This is a genomic window from uncultured Oribacterium sp., from assembly GCF_902481605.1.
GTDB classification, from domain to species: Bacteria; Bacillota; Clostridia; order Lachnospirales; family Lachnospiraceae; genus Oribacterium; species Oribacterium sinus.
Genome location: NZ_CABSXI010000044.1, coordinates 1 through 16,824, shown reverse-complemented (window position 1 = coordinate 16,824; position 16,824 = coordinate 1). Strand labels below are relative to the sequence as shown.

Below are 16,824 nucleotides of genomic sequence, written 5' to 3'. Positions count from 1 at the left end.
CACGGTTTTTCTTGTCAAAAAAGAAATAGGGGACTACACTGTAGTAGTTTTTGTGGGAGGAGGGTTCGATGAAATTAATCCGACAGGTGACATGGATCATCTTTTTTACTTTCTTAGGAGAAATGTGTAATAAACTTTTGCCTTTGCCGGTTCCGGCAGGAGTTTATGGTTTGATTTTTATGCTGATTTTCCTAATGCAGGGAATCATTCCCTTGGATGCGGTGGAGCAGGTAGGAAATTTCATGCTGGAAACCATGAGCATTATGTTTTTGCCGGCTGCAGTAGGGATTATGACCGTAACAAAATTACTGATGCCGGTTTTAGTACCTTACCTTGTAATTATTGTCTTATCCACGATTATTGTTATGGCAGTTACCGGCTTGGTAAGCCAGAGAATTCTAAAAATAACAGAGAGCAGAGAAGATAAAATCAAGGAAATGCGTTCTATGGAGTCTGCATTGGAAAAGAAAGAGAAAATCCAGGAAGAAATTCGAGAGATACAGTTGGAAGATTTAAAACATGGCTTAAAGGGCTTGGAGGAGGATTAATGAAAGAAATTTTAATGAGTTCAGAACACTTCGGTTTTGGCTTAAGTATATTTATTTATCTCCTTGCCATCCAAATCAAGCTTCGTTTAAAGTGGGATTTTTTAAACCCTTTGCTTGTTTCAACCATTATTATTGTGGGAATCCTACTGGCTACGGAAATTCCCTATGCCAAGTATAAACAGGGTGCGGGGCTTTTGAGCTATTTTTTGACACCGGCTACGGTCTGTTTGGCTATTCCCCTCTATAAGCAATGGTCCTTGTTGAAAAATAATTTCAAAGCGGTTTTTTTAGGGATTTTTGCAGGGACTTTGAGCTCTATCGGCAGCATTTTACTGCTTGGTCTATTGTTTCATTTACCTAATGAACATATTTCTACCTTACTGCCAAAGTCCATTACCACAGCTATCGGTATGGGAATTTCGGAAGAAACCGGAGGATATGTAACCTTAACCGTAGCAGCTATTGTTTTAACGGGTATTCTGGGAAGTATTCTTGCGGACCTTGTCTTTCGTATTTTCCCCATTCATCACCCTATTGCCAAAGGTCTTGCTTTAGGAACCAGCGCCCATGCCATCGGTACGGCTAAAGCCTTGGAGCTTGGTGAAGTAGAAGGAGCGATGTCTTCTCTGGCTATCGTTGTTGCCGGAATTCTTACGGTAATTTTGGTTCCTATAGTCAATAATGTGGCCTTTGGCTAGAGGCTAAAAAGGGTAAGTCTTCTGTGCCGGGATTGTAAGAAAAATGTCCAAGCTTTTTCCCGGAAGCTTTGCTAAAATGGAGCAGAGAATGAAATTTTAGGAGGAGCAATGAAGAAGAAAAGACTGATACTTTCCCTTGCCTTGAGTCTGTCCCTGTTGGCCTATTCAGGCTTTAGTTTTGCGGACGGTCCGGAGTTGGATGACCATACCACGGTGAACAGCGGTCCCGGAGTAGCACTGGGAAAGAATGAAAATACCGTTTCCGTAGCAGATTCCTATTTGCAGGTATACTCAGGTGTGCTTTCTGGAGAGAATGTTCCTTTGCTGAGTGATTACGGCTTTTCCGGCCATGGGGTGTATGGCTACAATGAGATGTCCGCCGATTTATTTAAATTGAAGGATGCCTATCCGGCATTACAGTTATCCTCCTTGGGCAAAACCATTGACGGTAGGGAGTTGTATTGCGGTATTGTGGGAAATCCCAATGCCCCGAAGAAGATTTTGGTTCATGCCAGTATCCATGCCAGAGAGTATATTGTGACCAAGGTAGCCATGCGTCAGCTGGCAAGCCTTTTGGAAATGGAAAAGAACAATCAAAGCTATGGCGGTAAAGGCATGAAGGATATGCTGCAAAACTGTGCCGTTTACTTTGTTCCTATGGTGGATCCGGACGGCGTTTCCTTGGTGCAAAACGGTTTGGCCGGTATCGGTTCGGAGGAAGTAAGAAATACAGTGCAAAGCATTGTGGCTAAGGAAAATCCCGGCGATTTAAAGAGCTATTTCCGCTTGTGGAAAAGTAATGCAAGAGGGGTGAATCTCAACAAAAACTTCGATGCCAACTGGTCTATTACCGTAGACAAAAAGGGATACCCTGCAAAGGACGAGTATAAGGGTTCTGCAGTGGAATCAGAGATAGAGTCCAAGGCTTTGGCGGATTTACTTCGAAAAGAAAAATTCACCTCCACCATCAGCTACCATACTCAGGGAGAAGTCATTTATTGGTATTTCGGCCAGGGAGAGTATGTTCCGAAAGCCAGAAGATTGGCGGAAATCGTGCATAAGAATTCTTCTTATCCTGTCATTGATTACTATTCTCCTCAGTATGCCGGAGGCTTTAAGGATTTTGCAGAGCAAAAATACCAGATTCCTTCTGTTACCATTGAGTGCGGAAAGGGCGTAAGTCCTGTGCCCGAAGAACAGATTGATAAGATTTGGGATGGACAGAAGGGAATTCTTCCGGATCTTCTCTATGATTACATGGGCTAAGATGCAATAGAATATCGAAAAAACTATTTTGGGGGTACGGATTGGAACCAGAAAGCTTAAGCTTCCTTTTCCAAGCGGTACCCCTATTTTTTATTTTTAACGAATCTTGTCCCGGATATTGTATAGTATCTCTTATACTAAGAAGGATTTCCTCCCTTTAGCTTTTTCTTGTGAAACAGCTTTTCCTTATGCTATAATAGGCAAATTAAAATAATGATTAAATTTAGGAGGATAAAATGGGGACAGAAGAGATGCTTGGAAAAGAGAATGAGCTTGAGTCCAAGAATTTTATAGAGAATTTCATCGATGAAGATTTGCGGGAGGGAAAGGTTAAGGAAATCAAAACCCGTTTTCCGCCGGAGCCCAACGGTTACCTCCATATCGGACATGCCAAGTCGATTTTGTTAAATTACGGCATTGCCAAGGAATACAACGGTACCTTTAATCTTCGTTTTGACGATACCAATCCGGTAAAGGAAAAGATGGAGTTCGTGGAGAGTATCCGAAAAGACGTGGAATGGCTTGGAGCGGATTTTGAGAACAGAATGTTTTTTGCCTCCGACTATTTTCCTATTATGTATGAAAAGGCAGTTTATCTGATTCAGAAGGGAAAGGCCTTCGTAGACGATTTAACGGCTGAGGAAATCAGAGAGTATCGTGGAGACTTTACCACTCCAGGCAAGGAGAGTCCTTATCGTAATCGTTCCATTGAGGAAAACCTTCGCCTCTTTGAGGAAATGAAGGCAGGAAAGTATCAGGACGGAGAGAAGACACTGAGAGCTAAGATTGATATGGCAAGCCCCAATATCAACATGCGTGACCCTGTTATCTATCGTGTCTCTCACATGAGCCATCACAATACCGGAGATGAGTGGTGCATTTATCCCATGTACGACTTTGCCCATCCGATTGAAGACGCGGTAGAGGGCATCAGCCATTCTCTTTGTACCCTGGAGTTTGAGGATCACCGTCCTCTGTATGACTGGGTAGTACAGGAGTGTGATTTTCCCTATCCTCCAAGACAGATTGAATTTGCAAAGCTTTATTTAACCAATGTGGTTACCGGTAAGCGTTACATTAAGAAGCTGGTAGAGGACGGTGTGGTAGACGGTTGGGATGACCCTCGTCTTGTGACCATTGCCGCTTTGAGAAGAAGAGGCTATACCAAGGAAAGCCTGGCACAGTTTGTAAAGCTTTCCGGTATTTCCAAGGCCCAGTCCTCCTGCGATTATTCTCTTTTGGAGTATTGTATTCGTGAGGATTTAAAGTTGAAGAGACCTAGACTTATGGCGGTTTTGGATCCCATTAAGCTGGTGATTGACAACTACGAAGGGGAAGGAGAAATGCTTTCCATCCCCAATAATCTGGAAAATGAAGCTTTAGGGGAGAGAGAAGTTCATTTCTCCGGAGAGCTTTATATCGAGAGAGAGGATTTCATGCCGGATCCTCCCAAGAAATATAAGAGATTAACCATGGAAAATGAAATTCGTCTGATGGGGGCCTATTTTATTAGGGCGGTATCCTATGAGACGGATGAAGAGGGCAATGTTACCGTAGTGCATTGTACCTATGATCCGGCTACCAAGTCCGGCTCAGGCTTTAGTGAGCGTAAAGCCAAGGGAACCATTCACTGGGTGGATGCGAAGACCGCATTTTCCGCAGAGGTTCGCTTATATGAGCAGCTGATTGACGAGGAGAAGGGTAAGTTAAATGAAGATGGAAGTCTTAACTTTAACCCCAACTCCTTAACCGTGAAGCAGTGCTTCTTAGAGCCTGCACTGGCGAAGGCAGAGCCTTTGGAGAGTTTCCAGTTTGTTCGAAACGGATATTTTTGTGTGGATTGCAAGGATTCTACGGAGGACAAGCCCGTATTTAACCGTATTGTTTCCTTAAAGTCCAGTTTCCAAGTGAAGTAAGGAGGGATACTATGGCAAAGAAGTTTGGATCATTTGTGTTTTTTGCGGCTTTAACAGGAGCTGTAGCCGGAGTGATTTCTTATTTGTACAAATACCAGAAGTTTTCCGAGGAAGTAGATAAGGACTTTACGGACGTGGTAGATTCTGCTCAAGAGGTAAAGGCATCTGCCCAGAGATCCTATACCGTTCTCAAGAATTCCGTTACCAAGGAGGATTTAAAGGAAGCGGCTAAGGATTTGGGCTATGCGGCAAAGAATCTCGCCATCGATACGAAGAACTTAGCAGTGGATGCGGGAAAAGATGCTTACAGAGTGGTAAGAAATGCTTGGGACAAGAAGGATAAACTATCTTTTTCCTCCGATGAGAAGGCGGTAGAGGATGAGGATGTGGATGTAGAGTTTTACTACGAACCCGAGAACGGCCGGGAGGCGGCAGATCAGGAAGGGCATCAGAAGCATTATGAAGATGATGAGCATCAGGGGCTGCTTGTAAAGGAAGAAGTATAAAATGGAAAAGATTACAAGTTTTACCATTGACCATATTCATTTACGTCCCGGAGTGTATGTTTCCAGAAAGGATTCTGTGGGGGTAGAGGTGGTGACGACCTTTGATCTTCGTTTTACCCATCCCAATGTGGAGCCTGCCATGGAAAATGCCGCAATGCATGCCATTGAACATCTGGCGGCCACCTACCTTCGAAATGAGGAGAGCTGGAAGGAAAAGGTACTGTACTTCGGTCCTATGGGCTGTAGAACCGGTTTCTACCTTCTGCTAAAGGGAGATTTGGAAAGTGCCGAGATTATTCCTCTCTTAAAGAATTGCTTTAGCTTTATTCGGGATTTCAGCGGTGAGATACCCGGGGCGACGGAGAGGGATTGCGGAAATTTCCGGGATATGAACCTGCCTGTAGCCAAGTGGTGGAGCAGAAAGTATTTAGAGGAAGTTTTAGAGAACATTTCCTATGACAATACCCATTATCCGGAATAGGGAGTGGGAAAAAGTAAAGGAGTAGTATGGGAGCAAATGTAAATCATCATTATCAAGAGGTAAAGGAAAGCTATCTTTTTGCGGAAATCGCAAAGAGAATCAGAACCTGGCAGGAAAATAATCCGGAGATTAAGGACAAGTTGATTCGTATGGGTATCGGAGACGTGACACTGCCTCTTCCCAAGACTGTGGTGGATGCTCTTTCTTCCGCATCCATGGAGATGGGTAAAAGTGAGAGCTTTCACGGCTATGGTCCGGAGCAGGGCTATGATTTCCTTAGAGAAAAAATCTTAAACTACTATAAGAATTTTTCCGTGGATTTGGAATTGGAGGAAATCTTCATTTCCGACGGTGCAAAGTCCGATTTAGGAAATATCTTAGATCTGTTTGCCCCCGGTTCTGTGGCTTTGGTTCCGGACCCTGTATATCCGGTGTATGTGGATACCAATATCATGGTAGGAAATAAGGTGATTTTTGCCCATTCCGGAGAAGAAAACGGCTTCTTGCCCATGCCCCCCAAGGGAGAAAAGGTAGATTTGATTTATCTTTGCTCTCCGAACAATCCTACCGGTGCAGTGTATGACCATGAGGGTCTGAAGGCCTGGGTCAACTATGCAAAGGAAAATGATGCGGTGATTTTCTTTGATGCAGCTTATGAGTGCTTTGTAGAGGGAAATCTACCTCACTCTATATATGAGATTCCCTGGGCGAAGGAATGTGCCATTGAGTTTTGCTCCTTCTCCAAGAAGGCAGGCTTTACCGGAACAAGATGCGGATACACCGTTGTACCTAAGGCTTTGATTCGTGGCGGTCAGTCTCTCCAGAAGATGTGGTTAAGAAGACAGACTACAAAGTTTAATGGGGTTTCCTATATTGTGCAAAGAGGTGCCGAGGCTTTATTTACAGAGGCCGGAGATAAGGAGATTCAGGGAAATATCTCTTATTATAAGGAAAATGCCAAGATTATTATGGAAACCTTGGATGCTCTTTCCATTTATTATACCGGCGGAAAGAATTCTCCTTATATCTGGCTTAAGTGCCCTAAGGGAATGAGCTCTTGGGAGTTCTTTGACTTCCTCTTGGAAAAAGGACATGTTGTAGGAACACCGGGAGCAGGCTTTGGTGATGCGGGAGAAGGCTTCTTCCGTTTGACAGCCTTTTCCACCAAGGAAAAAACAAAAGAGGCTATGGAAAGAATAAAGAAATTACTGGAAGCATAATTTTTTATAGCATTTTAGAATTAAAAAAAGAGTTGTAAGAAATCATATAAGGATTCTATGCAACTCTTTTTTTGTTTTCTATAACAGGCTATAAAAAAATTCAATGGGTATAGTTCATTTTATTTTTATAATTTTATTGACAAGAAAATCAGGAAACAGTATATTCTAAAAATCCAATAAACATATAAACATATAGAAATGATATGTTTATAAATGCGGATTATATAGAGACGAGATAAGCTGTAAATCACCTTATCTTAGGTAAGAGCAGGAAAGGGGTACTATGGGTCAGGAGAAGAAGGAATTTAACGAACAGGAAAATCACGGTCATGTGCATGGTCAGGGACATAGTCATGAACACAGCCATGAACAAAAGCATGAGCCGGAAGAGAGCCAAGGGCACAGTCATGAGCATAATCACACTCATACCCATGAGCACAGCCATGAACATAGTCATGAGCATGGACAGGGGAAGACTTTGGCCCATATCCATAGCCACAGAAACCTTATAGGCTTTGATGAGCATGGTATTCCTACCATTACCTTAAAGTCCGATCATGAGGAGGATGGGGATGATAAATCCTTTATCTGTGATTATATGAATGCGGTTTCCGCTTATCGAAAGACCTTCCCCTCCAAGCAGGATGTGTTGGAGCAAACTCCGGACCCGGCAGTACGGGAATTAATCTTACGACAGGAGCAGCTTGGCTTTGATACCACCTTTGATCGTTTTGATCAACAGCAGCCCCAGTGTAGCTTCGGTATGGCCGGTATTTGCTGTAAAATTTGTAATATGGGTCCCTGTAAAGTTACTCCGAAAAGTCCAAAGGGAGTTTGCGGAGCGGATGCGGATTTGATTGTAGCCAGAAACCTTCTTCGGTCTGCTGCGGCTGGTGTGGCTCAGCACGGAATGCATGGCCGTGAGGTCATCCTGTCCTTAAAGTGGGCAGCGGAGGGAAAGCTGGATCTTCCTATTTTAGGACAGCAAAAGATTCGGGATGTAGCAAAGGCCTTCGGCATAAAGACCAGTAGAAGAAACATTAAAAAAATAGCTTCTGAGCTTGCAGATGTTTTGCTGGAGGATATGAGCCGTACGGTTCCGAAGGAGTATGAGGTTATCAAGGCTATGGCGCCCAAGGAAAGGCAGGAGCTGTGGGAGAAATTGGATATCCTTCCCATCAGTGCCTATCACGAGGTGTTTGAAGCCTATCATAAAACCGGCGTGGGTACAGATGGAGATTGGAAGAGTGTCATGCAGCAATTCCTTCGTTGCGGTCTGGCCTTCACCTTCTCCGGTGTGGTGAGTACCGCCATTGCCACAGACGGGCTTTTCGGCGTAGGAGACCGGGTAACCTCTAAGGTAAATATCGGTGCCTTGAAGAAAGGTTATGTGAATATTGCAGTGCACGGTCATCTTCCTACCCTGGTCAGCGAAATTGTTAAAGTCGGACAGGAAGAGCGTTTCGTGGAGCTGGCTAAGAAAGCCGGAGCCAAGGGAATTCGCTTCTATGGAATCTGCTGTTCAGGACTTTCCGCAATGTATCGTTATAGCAACGTTATCCCCTTGTCCAATGCAGTTTCTGCGGAACTGGTACTGGGTACCGGCGCCTTGGATTTATGGATTGCGGATGTACAGGATGTGTTCCCGGCAATCATGGAGGTGGCAAATTGCTTTAAAACTACGGTAATTACCACCAGTGACTCTGCAAGACTTCCGGGAGCGGAACGTTATGAATACGATCACCATCATTCCAATATCGGAGAAACCAGAGCGCTGGCGGAGAAGATTGTGCTTCGAGGAATCAAGAGCTTCCAGGACAGACAGGGAATTCCGGTTTACATTCCTCCCTACGAAGTGGAGGCGGAGGTGGGATTCTCCGTAGAATATGTGCATAAACGCTTCGGATCCATGGAGCCTATGGCAAAGGCATTAAAGGAAGGCAAGATTCTGGGCATCGTGAATATGGTGGGATGTAACAATCCTAAGGTATTATACGAAAAATGTATTATTGACGTAGCAAATGCTTTACTCCGAAATAATATTTTAATTTTAACCAATGGATGTGCTTCCTTCCCTCTGATGAAAATGGGCTATTGCAATATTTCCGGCCAAAGACATTGCGGAAAGAATTTAAAAGAATTCTTAGGCGCGGATTTACCACCGGTATGGCATGTGGGTGAGTGTATTGATAACACCCGTTCCACTGGTATTTTTGCAGGAATTGCCGGTGTGGAAGGGAAGAAGATTCAGGAAATGCCCTATGCCTTTACTTCACCGGAGTGGAGTAATGAAAAGGGAATCGATGCAGCCTTAGGCTTCAGACTGATGGGAGTGAATTCCTACCATTGCGTAGAGGCGCAAATTCACGGATCGAAAAATGTCATCGAATTTCTAAAGGAAGGTACCAGAGAGACTCTTGGTTCCGTGATGTATGTAGATACGGATCCGGATAAGCTGGGAGAAAAGATTGTTGCGGATATTATAGAAAAGAGAAAGGCTTTAGGCTGGGTTGTTCCCAAGGAAATTGTGCATAAAGAACTCACCGGCGAAGAGCTGTTAGCTCAAATTTCTGTAAAAGTAAAAAAGGCGGAATAAAAGCTTAAAGAGAGAAATTAGAAAGGAGATAAGCTATGGCTTGTGTTGCAGTACCTATTGTAGAGGGGATTTTAGTAAAAACGGCTGAATGGATTCTTGTGCAAAAGGAAAGAAAAGAAGAGGCAAGAATAAAAGCTATTAAAGGAGAAGTTGGCGGGAAAATTTTGATAAATGGCGAAAAGAGCTATTCTTTCGAACTGAAAAATGAGAACTTCCCGGAAGGAGAAAAGGATTCATCCCTAAAGCATTCCGGAAGGGGAGTGGGGCTAAGTCTTCGCAAGAAGCTGCATCTCTTATCGAACTTTTTGTTTTCCGGTTCCATTCTTTTGGTTTTTGAACATTTTTGGCATGGGGAGATTGTTCCCTTCTTTCCCTTTTTAACAGGGGCAAGATCACCGGAGGATACCTATACCATGCTGAAGGAAATGAGCACGGTGGGCGTTTCTATGGCCCTTCTTATTACCGGAATCTGGGCAATTTATTGCTTTGTACTGGAAAGAAAGCTACAGAAGGAAGGAGAGAGAAATGCATCTATTGCTTAGTGTTTTTGCAACAGAATGGAGTTTTTTCCGTTTTTTACGGGATAAAAACAAGGAATATGCCTATCATATTCCCTGTTTGCTCTTTTTGTCCGCCAGCCTGATGTGGTTTGTGGACAGTATCTTTGAATATTTGGAGAAGGGAACGGAAATATTTACTCCCAATCTGCAGGACTTGGTACAGGACGGGTTCTTGGGTCTTTCCGTGATTGCCTTAGGAATCCTTATCTGGCAGGGAAAATTATTTTTGAATTATCTTCAAAAACAGAAGAGCTCCGTTCCGAATTCACTTGGACAAAAAGGGGCTGTAAAATAATCATAGCTTTTGTATATGCAGTAATAGGTCTGAAACCGGGGCACGCTCTCGCTAACTTCGCCTTGACTTAGCAGTGGTTTATGTTAACCACTGCTCACTTTGCTTCGCAAAGCAAATTCCTTCGGAAGTTGGTCTGCATCAGGACGACTTTTCATGTGAAAAGTCTGTCCTTACGGATACTAAGCGAAAAACGGCAGTTCCTTTGTTTTTCGCAAGTACCGGCGGGCTCAGATTACCCCGGTTTCAGACCTATTATGCATATACGCTATTCTTTTATTTTATACCCCTTTTTTCTACTAGTGAAAAAAGTAGAGCAGGAGGAGCCTGCTCTACTTTTTTGAGAATTCAAAATAATTTTTAAAGCTTATCGAATCCAAACACCGTTGGAATCTACTCTGTATCCGTCAGGAGTAAGCTTATTCATGTAAAGAGATCCTAAAGGCTGGTTCTCTGCCGGTGCCTGAGCGAAATAGTAGGTATCAAAGTTAATCTTCTGCCATCCGGTTACCATACGTCCGTTAGCCCCGATGTAGTACCACTGGTGCTGACTTACAATCCAACCATAGATTGGTGCACCATTCTCATTGCTTACGAATGACCAAGAACCATCTCTATTAGCTACCCAGTGTCCGTTGGATTCTGCTACTGTGGTGGTAGATCCGCCATAGCTGGAAACAGCGCCCTCTGCAGCAAGTGCAGGAATTACAGATGCAGTTGCCATGCAAGCAATTAAAGCTGCAACAAGAATATTCTTTTTCATAAATAAACCTCCAAAGCCATTTTTTTTATTCAAGCTACCTTATTATTATACCCTGTCTTGCCACATAAGCAATAAAAAATTCCTTTTATTTTTCTGATATTGTTAATATTTTCGTAATACATTGTTTCTTATATTTTTTCACAAAACTTTCACAGGCTTTTAGCACTCGGTGCTTGACTCTGCTAATAAATTCTCTTATAATAGCCCTGTTGTTAAAAAAAGATCTGTGAGGAATAGGAGGATTGCTATGAAGTTAGTACCATTATTTGATAAAGTTGTGTTGGAAAAAGAAAAGATGGAAGAAACCACTAAGAGCGGAATCGTTTTACCGGGACAGGATGATAAGGAAAAACCCGGACAGGCTGTGGTTATTGCAGTAGGTCCCGGCGGTGTTGTGGACGGTAAGGAGATTTCCATGCAGGTGAAGGTAGGACAGCACGTTCTGTTCTCCCGTTATGCAGGCTCCGAGGTAGAGCTGGATGGAAAGAAGTATACCGTTGTTAAGCAGAATGATATTTTAGCAATCGTAGAGTAAAAGAATCAGGGAATTCCAAGGAGGTATAATATGGCTAAAGAAATTAAATTTGGAGTAGAAGCAAGAAAGGCCTTAGGGGCTGGCGTAGATGCAGTGGCAAATACCGTAAAGGTTACCCTTGGGCCTAAGGGTAGAAATGTAGTTTTGGATAAGTCTTATGGTTCTCCTCTTATTACTAATGACGGTGTATCCATTGCCAAGGAAATTGAGTTAAAGGATCCCTATGAGAATATGGGTGCTCAGCTGGTAAGAGAAGTAGCTTCCAAGACCAATGACGTTGCAGGAGATGGAACCACCACTGCAACTGTTTTGGCACAGGCGATTGTGATGGAGGGTATGAAGAACCTGGAGGCAGGTGCTAATCCCATCGTGCTTCGTAAGGGAATCCGCAAGGCTGTGGATGCTGCGGTAGAGAGCATTAAGAAGCAGAGCTCCAAGGTAAAGGGCAAGGATCAGATTGCCAAGGTTGCCGGCATTTCCGCAGGAGATTCCACTGTAGGAGATATGATTGCCGATGCTATGGAGAAGGTTTCCAAGGACGGCGTTATCACTGTGGAAGAGTCCAAGACTATGCTTACCGAGCTTGATCTGGTGGAAGGAATGGAGTTTGATCGCGGATATATCAGTGCCTATATGAGCACCGATATGGAGAAGATGGAAGCAAATCTGGACGATCCCTATGTATTTATTACCGATAAGAAGATTTCCAACATTCAGGATATTCTTCCTCTCTTAGAGCAGGTAGTAAAGACCGGTGCCAAGCTTTTAATCATTGCTGAGGACATCGAGGGTGAGGCTTTAACCACTCTTATCGTGAATAAGTTGAGAGGAACCTTCAATGTAGTTGCGGTAAAGGCTCCGGGATATGGAGATCGCAGAAAGGAAATGCTGAAAGATATCGCCATCTTAACCGGTGGAGAAGTGATTTCCGAAGAGCTGGGCTTAGATTTAAAGGATGCCACTATCGACCAGTGTGGTAGAGCTAAGTCTGTTAAAGTAAGCAAGGAAAAGACCACCATTGTAGAGGGACTTGGTAAGAAGAAGGAGATTCAGGATCGTATTGCCCAGATTAAAGGACAGATTGAGACCACTACCTCTGACTTTGATAAGGAAAAGCTTCAGGAGCGTCTGGCTAAGCTTTCCGGCGGTGTTGCAGTAATCCGTGTAGGTGCTGCTACAGAAACCGAGATGAAGGAGGCTAAGCTTCGTATGGAGGATGCTTTAAATGCTACCAGAGCCGCTGTGGAAGAAGGTGTAATTGCAGGTGGCGGATCCGCATATATCCATGCACAGAAGGCAGTGGATAAGGTGGTAAATCAATTAGAGGGCGATGAAAAGACCGGAGCAAAGATTGTTTCCAAGGCTCTGGAGGCTCCTCTTTATACCATTGCTTACAATGCCGGACTGGAAGGTGCGGTTATTGTGAATAAGGTAAAGGAAGGAAAGGAAAACTTCGGTTTCGATGCTTACAATGAAGAGTATGTTAATATGATGGAGGTAGGTATTCTGGATCCTGCCAAGGTGGCAAGAACCGCTTTACAGAATGCGGCTTCCGTTGCTTCCTCTTTACTCACCACAGAGTCTGTTGTGGCAGACATTAAGGAGCCGACTCCTCCTATGCCACAGATGCCGGGAGGAATGGGAGGAATGATGTAAGGAAATCCTTCTAAAAACTAGGCAAAGAAGAGAATATCGATTACAATGGGAAAAGGAAATAAACTGAGCTTAGGCTTAGCTTTATTTCCTTTTTCGCGAAAAGAAAAGGAGGGCAGGATGGAGAATTATGTGGAACATTTGGTAAAGGGAAAGATAGAAGCGAAGGATAAGGGAATACAGTTATTTGCAGTTTTCTTTCCTTTGGCATTTCTTGTGCTTTGCTACTTTTTAGCAATTCCCTTTATTGCTCTTTTTCCGGTTCTTTTTTTGTCTTACTATCTGCTGAATTCCGTGGATAGGGAATACGAGTATCTTTATCTTGGCGGAAGTTTTACTGTGGATCAGATTATTCATAGAGGAAAGAGAAAGCAGATGATAGAGATTAGCCCGGAGGAAATTTTGGAGATACAGCCCTTTCTTCCGGAGAGAGAGGAAGGATGGAAGAGGGAAGGCGTTTCCGTTCTTCATGTAGAGGGCTTGGGAGGAAACAGACCTTACTGTATTCTTTTTCAGAAACAGGGGAAAAAGCAGGTTCTTGTTTTTGACGGAAAGGAAAACTTATTAAAAGAAATGAAACTGCAGGCAAGAGGAAAATTTCAGGAGGAAGTATGAAGGACTTTGTAAGAGTAGCTACAGCCTGCCCCAAGGGGAGGGTAGCGGATCCGGAGTATAATCTGGAGCAAATGCTGATTTTGGCAAGAAAAGCAGAGGAGGAAAAGGTTTCTTTACTGGTATACCCGGAGCTTTGTCTGACTTCCTACACCGCCATGGACATGATTTATCAGCGCAGTCTTTTGGAGAGCGGAGAAAAGGCGTTAATTTCCTTTTGCAAACAAACGAAGGACATGGACGTCCTTTTTGTGATTGGCTATTGCCTGTTGCTGGAAGGAAAATTATTCAATACCGGAGTGGTGACTTACCATGGTGATATCCTGGGAATTGTACCGAAGCAGTTTATTCCCAACCATGCGGAGTTTTATGAGAGAAGATATTTTCAGGAAGGAAAGGAAGAGGTACGCTTTATCCCCAACATTTTAAAGGGAGAAGGCCATAGAAAGGAAATCCCCTTTGGGGCATCCCTTCATTTTGTTCGGGAAGAGGACCCTCGTTTCCGTCTGGCAGTGGAAATCTGTGAAGATCTGTGGGTTCCGGTTCCGCCCTCCAGTAAGCATGCACTGGCAGGGGCTACCATCCTCGCTAACTGTTCCGCTTCTGATGAACTGGTGGGAAAGCGGGGGAGCAGAAGACGACTTTTAGAGCATTACAGCGGGAATCTTCATGCCTCTTATCTTTATTCCAGTGCAGGTCCCTCAGAGTCTACCCAGGACATGGTATTCTCTGCCCATTGTTTGATTTCGGAAAATGGAAGAATTCTAAAAGAAAATCAGCCCTTTGAGGAGGGGATTTTCTGGGCGGATGTGAATCTGGCTCTTTTGGAAGGAGAAAGGATGCGGCAAAGCACATACTTCGTAAAAGAGGAGCCTTCCTATACACAGTATTTTTCCATGAAGGAGAAGCAGTATACCCTTCACCGCTTTGTAAGTCCCTGTCCATTCCTGCCAAAGGCGATAGAAAAGGAAGGAGAAAGGGCAAGAGAAATCCTTTCTATTCAATCCAGAGGCTTGAAAAAGCGTATGGAACATGTGGGCTGTAAGAAGCTGATTTTAGGTTTAAGCGGCGGTCTGGATTCCACCTTGGCTCTTTTCGTCTGTTTGGAGACCTTTGCCCTTTTGGGATATGATAAGGAAAATATCCTTTGCATCACTATGCCATCCTTCGGAACCAGCAAGAAAACCCATGACAGTGCGGAGAAGCTTGCCAAGGCCTTAGGCATTTCTTTACGGGAGATTTCCATTGAGAAAGCAGTGCTACAGCATTTTTCCGATATATCTCAGGATTTGGAAAAGAAGGATATTGTGTATGAGAATGCACAGGCCAGAGAAAGAACCCAGATTCTGATGGATTTGGCCAATAAGGAGGGGGCTCTTTTGGTGGGAACCGGAGATTTATCCGAACTGGCTCTGGGCTTTGCCACCTACAATGGAGACCATATGTCCATGTACGGGGTAAACGGGGATATTCCCAAGACGGCAATCCCCATGCTTCTTCGAGAATTTGCAAGAAAATCCGGTAATCAGGAATTGGAAAAGGTGGTGGAGGAAATTATTGCCACTCCGGTAAGCCCTGAGCTTTTGCCGCCGGATGCCTCCGGGGAGATTAGTCAGAGGACGGAGGATGTGGTAGGCCCCTACCTTTTACAGGATTTCTTCCTATATCAGCACCTGCGCTACGGATTTTCTGCAAGAAATATTTATGAATTGGCTTGCTTTGCCTTCTCTAAGGAAAATCTTGCAAATAAGGAAAATGAAAGGAATATTCCGGAATTCACAGCTGCAGAAATCCTGAAAAACTTAAAAATCTTCTATAAGCGTTTCTTCGGCAATCAATTCAAACGTTCTTGCTTACCGGATGGACCTAAGGTAGGAAGGGTAGCCCTTTCTCCGAGAGGTGATTTACGAATGGCCAGTGATGCCTGTGCGGATGTTTGGCTTTCGGAGCTTGTGGAGCTGGAAGCTTAAATGTCTGCAGCTTGAAGCTTAAAAGTCCATATAGACGTTTTTCGCTTGTTTTGTTATAATATTTTATCGAGTTTTGCCTATTTTTTAGATTAGAAAGCGAAAGAGCTTCATGCATAGAATAGAATCTCCTCACAATGAGGGATTAAAAGAAATCAGGGAACTGACAAAAAAAGCCAAGAAACGATGGGAGAAGGGCATGTTTGTGGCGGAAGGGGAAAGACTTCTGCTGGATTTGCCTGCGTCCTCTTTGCTTCAGCTTTATGTGCAGGAAGACTATCGAGGGGCATTACCCAGAGGGATAGAGAAAGAAGATTCCCGGATTTGTATTCTGAGTAAGAAGGCTATGGAAAGTATTTCCACCACGGAGCATGGACAGGGAATTCTGGGGCTGCTTCGTTTTCCGAAGTGGAAAAAGCCTGAGGGAAACCTGTTTCTGATTTTGGAAAATATTCAGGATCCGGGGAATTTGGGAACTCTTTTTCGTACGGCGGAAGCTGCGGGGGTAAGTCACATTTTCTTAAGCAGGAATACGGTGGATCCCTTTAGTCCGAAAGTGGTTCGCTCCACCATGGGCTCCCTTTTTCGTTTGCCCTTCAGTATAGAGGAGGATTTGCTTTCTCTTTGTGAAAGGCTGAAAAGCGCCAAGGTTCAGGTTTTTGCACTGGATTTGAGCGGGAAAAAAGCGCATTTTCAGGCTTCCTTCCAAGGACCCTCCGCCTTTTTATTCGGTAATGAAGGCAATGGTCTTACAAAGGAATTAAGCCAATGTGCTACGGAAAAACTCCTTATTCCCATGGAAGGGAAGATAGAGTCCTTAAATGTTGCTACTTCAGCCAGCATAGTACTCTATGAGGCTGTTCGACAAAGAAGATATATAAAGGAGGAAGGATGACTTTAGTAGGACGTGATTTTATGAAATTACTGGATTTTTCTAAAGAGGAAATTCAGGAGATTCTGAATGTAGCCAAGAGACTAAAGAAAGAGAAGAAAGAGGCGGTAAGGCGCTATCCTCACGGAGAAGCCTGTGCCGGTAAGAACATTGTCCTGATTTTTGAAAAGGCATCCACCAGAACCAGATGTGCCTTTGAGGTGGCGGCAGCGGACCTTGGTGTGCATAGCACCATGCTGGATGTGTCCACCAGCCAGATGGGGAAGAAGGAAAGTATTGAAGATACGGCAAGAGTACTTTCTACCATGTATGACGGAAT

The 16,824-nt window shown here is 43.9% G+C and carries 16 protein-coding genes and 1 pseudogene; 16 read left to right on the top strand and 1 reads right to left on the bottom strand.

Features of this window, described 5'->3' with window-relative positions:
* Positions 1-68: 68 nt before the first annotated feature.
* From RDQ32_RS07995 to RDQ32_RS07950, 10 genes are all read left to right on the top strand, one after another.
* The gene (locus tag RDQ32_RS07995) at positions 69-548 is read left to right on the top strand and encodes a CidA/LrgA family protein (RefSeq protein ID WP_007156237.1); all 480 of its coding nucleotides are present in this window, start codon (positions 69-71) and stop codon (positions 546-548) included.
* Complete coding sequence (locus tag RDQ32_RS07990; RefSeq protein ID WP_007156236.1) at positions 548-1,246, top strand: LrgB family protein; 699 nt, start codon at positions 548-550, stop codon at positions 1,244-1,246. The genes RDQ32_RS07995 and RDQ32_RS07990 overlap by 1 nt, the downstream gene beginning before the upstream one ends.
* Before the next feature lie 108 nt (positions 1,247-1,354).
* Entirely contained in the window at positions 1,355-2,512 is a 1,158-nt protein-coding gene (locus tag RDQ32_RS07985; RefSeq protein ID WP_308579896.1) for a M14 family zinc carboxypeptidase, read from the top strand.
* A gap of 236 nt (positions 2,513-2,748) precedes the next feature.
* A complete protein-coding gene (locus tag RDQ32_RS07980) occupies positions 2,749-4,428 on the top strand; it encodes a glutamine--tRNA ligase/YqeY domain fusion protein (protein ID WP_308579894.1) in 1,680 nt (559 codons plus the stop codon).
* Between the two features lie 11 nt (positions 4,429-4,439).
* Positions 4,440-4,934 (top strand): hypothetical protein, encoded by a 495-nt coding sequence (locus RDQ32_RS07975; RefSeq protein ID WP_308579893.1) that lies wholly within the window; start codon positions 4,440-4,442, stop codon positions 4,932-4,934.
* 1 nt (position 4,935) lies between these two features.
* Positions 4,936-5,415, top strand: coding sequence for an S-ribosylhomocysteine lyase (locus RDQ32_RS07970; protein ID WP_308579891.1), 480 nt, complete (start codon positions 4,936-4,938; stop codon positions 5,413-5,415).
* A 26-nt stretch (positions 5,416-5,441) separates the two neighbouring features.
* On the top strand, positions 5,442-6,635 hold the full coding sequence (locus RDQ32_RS07965) for an LL-diaminopimelate aminotransferase (protein WP_308579890.1): 1,194 nt from the start codon (positions 5,442-5,444) through the stop codon (positions 6,633-6,635).
* 283 nt (positions 6,636-6,918) lie between these two features.
* Positions 6,919-9,231, top strand: a complete 2,313-nt coding sequence (cooS, locus tag RDQ32_RS07960; RefSeq protein ID WP_308579889.1) for an anaerobic carbon-monoxide dehydrogenase catalytic subunit — start codon at positions 6,919-6,921, stop codon at positions 9,229-9,231.
* A gap of 35 nt (positions 9,232-9,266) precedes the next feature.
* A complete protein-coding gene (locus RDQ32_RS07955; protein WP_308579887.1) occupies positions 9,267-9,773 on the top strand; it encodes a hypothetical protein in 507 nt (168 codons plus the stop codon).
* Positions 9,757-10,086 (top strand): hypothetical protein, encoded by a 330-nt coding sequence (locus tag RDQ32_RS07950; RefSeq protein WP_308579886.1) that lies wholly within the window; start codon positions 9,757-9,759, stop codon positions 10,084-10,086. Before RDQ32_RS07955 ends, RDQ32_RS07950 begins: the two co-directional genes overlap by 17 nt.
* A 364-nt stretch (positions 10,087-10,450) precedes the next feature.
* Here RDQ32_RS07950 and RDQ32_RS07945 read toward each other — a convergent pair whose 3' ends face one another.
* Complete coding sequence (locus tag RDQ32_RS07945) at positions 10,451-10,846, bottom strand: hypothetical protein (RefSeq protein ID WP_007156226.1); 396 nt, start codon at positions 10,844-10,846, stop codon at positions 10,451-10,453.
* Positions 10,847-11,093: 247 nt separating this feature from the next.
* On the opposite strand from RDQ32_RS07945, the gene groES reads away from it, so the two are divergent.
* The 6 genes and pseudogenes from groES to RDQ32_RS07915 all read left to right on the top strand — a co-directional run.
* On the top strand, positions 11,094-11,381 hold the full coding sequence (gene groES, locus RDQ32_RS07940; RefSeq protein WP_040648336.1) for a co-chaperone GroES: 288 nt from the start codon (positions 11,094-11,096) through the stop codon (positions 11,379-11,381).
* 30 nt (positions 11,382-11,411) lie between these two features.
* Complete coding sequence (gene groL, locus RDQ32_RS07935; protein WP_007156224.1) at positions 11,412-13,037, top strand: chaperonin GroEL; 1,626 nt, start codon at positions 11,412-11,414, stop codon at positions 13,035-13,037.
* 117 nt (positions 13,038-13,154) lie between these two features.
* Positions 13,155-13,649, top strand: a complete 495-nt coding sequence (locus tag RDQ32_RS07930; protein WP_308579885.1) for a hypothetical protein — start codon at positions 13,155-13,157, stop codon at positions 13,647-13,649.
* The gene (locus RDQ32_RS07925; protein ID WP_308579884.1) at positions 13,646-15,616 is read left to right on the top strand and encodes an NAD(+) synthase; all 1,971 of its coding nucleotides are present in this window, start codon (positions 13,646-13,648) and stop codon (positions 15,614-15,616) included. The genes RDQ32_RS07930 and RDQ32_RS07925 overlap by 4 nt, the downstream gene beginning before the upstream one ends.
* Before the next feature lie 109 nt (positions 15,617-15,725).
* On the top strand, positions 15,726-16,508 hold the full coding sequence (locus tag RDQ32_RS07920; RefSeq protein ID WP_308579882.1) for an RNA methyltransferase: 783 nt from the start codon (positions 15,726-15,728) through the stop codon (positions 16,506-16,508).
* Positions 16,505-16,824 (top strand): annotated as a pseudogene (locus RDQ32_RS07915) (ornithine carbamoyltransferase); the annotation flags it as partial. The gene RDQ32_RS07920 and the pseudogene RDQ32_RS07915, both read left to right, overlap by 4 nt.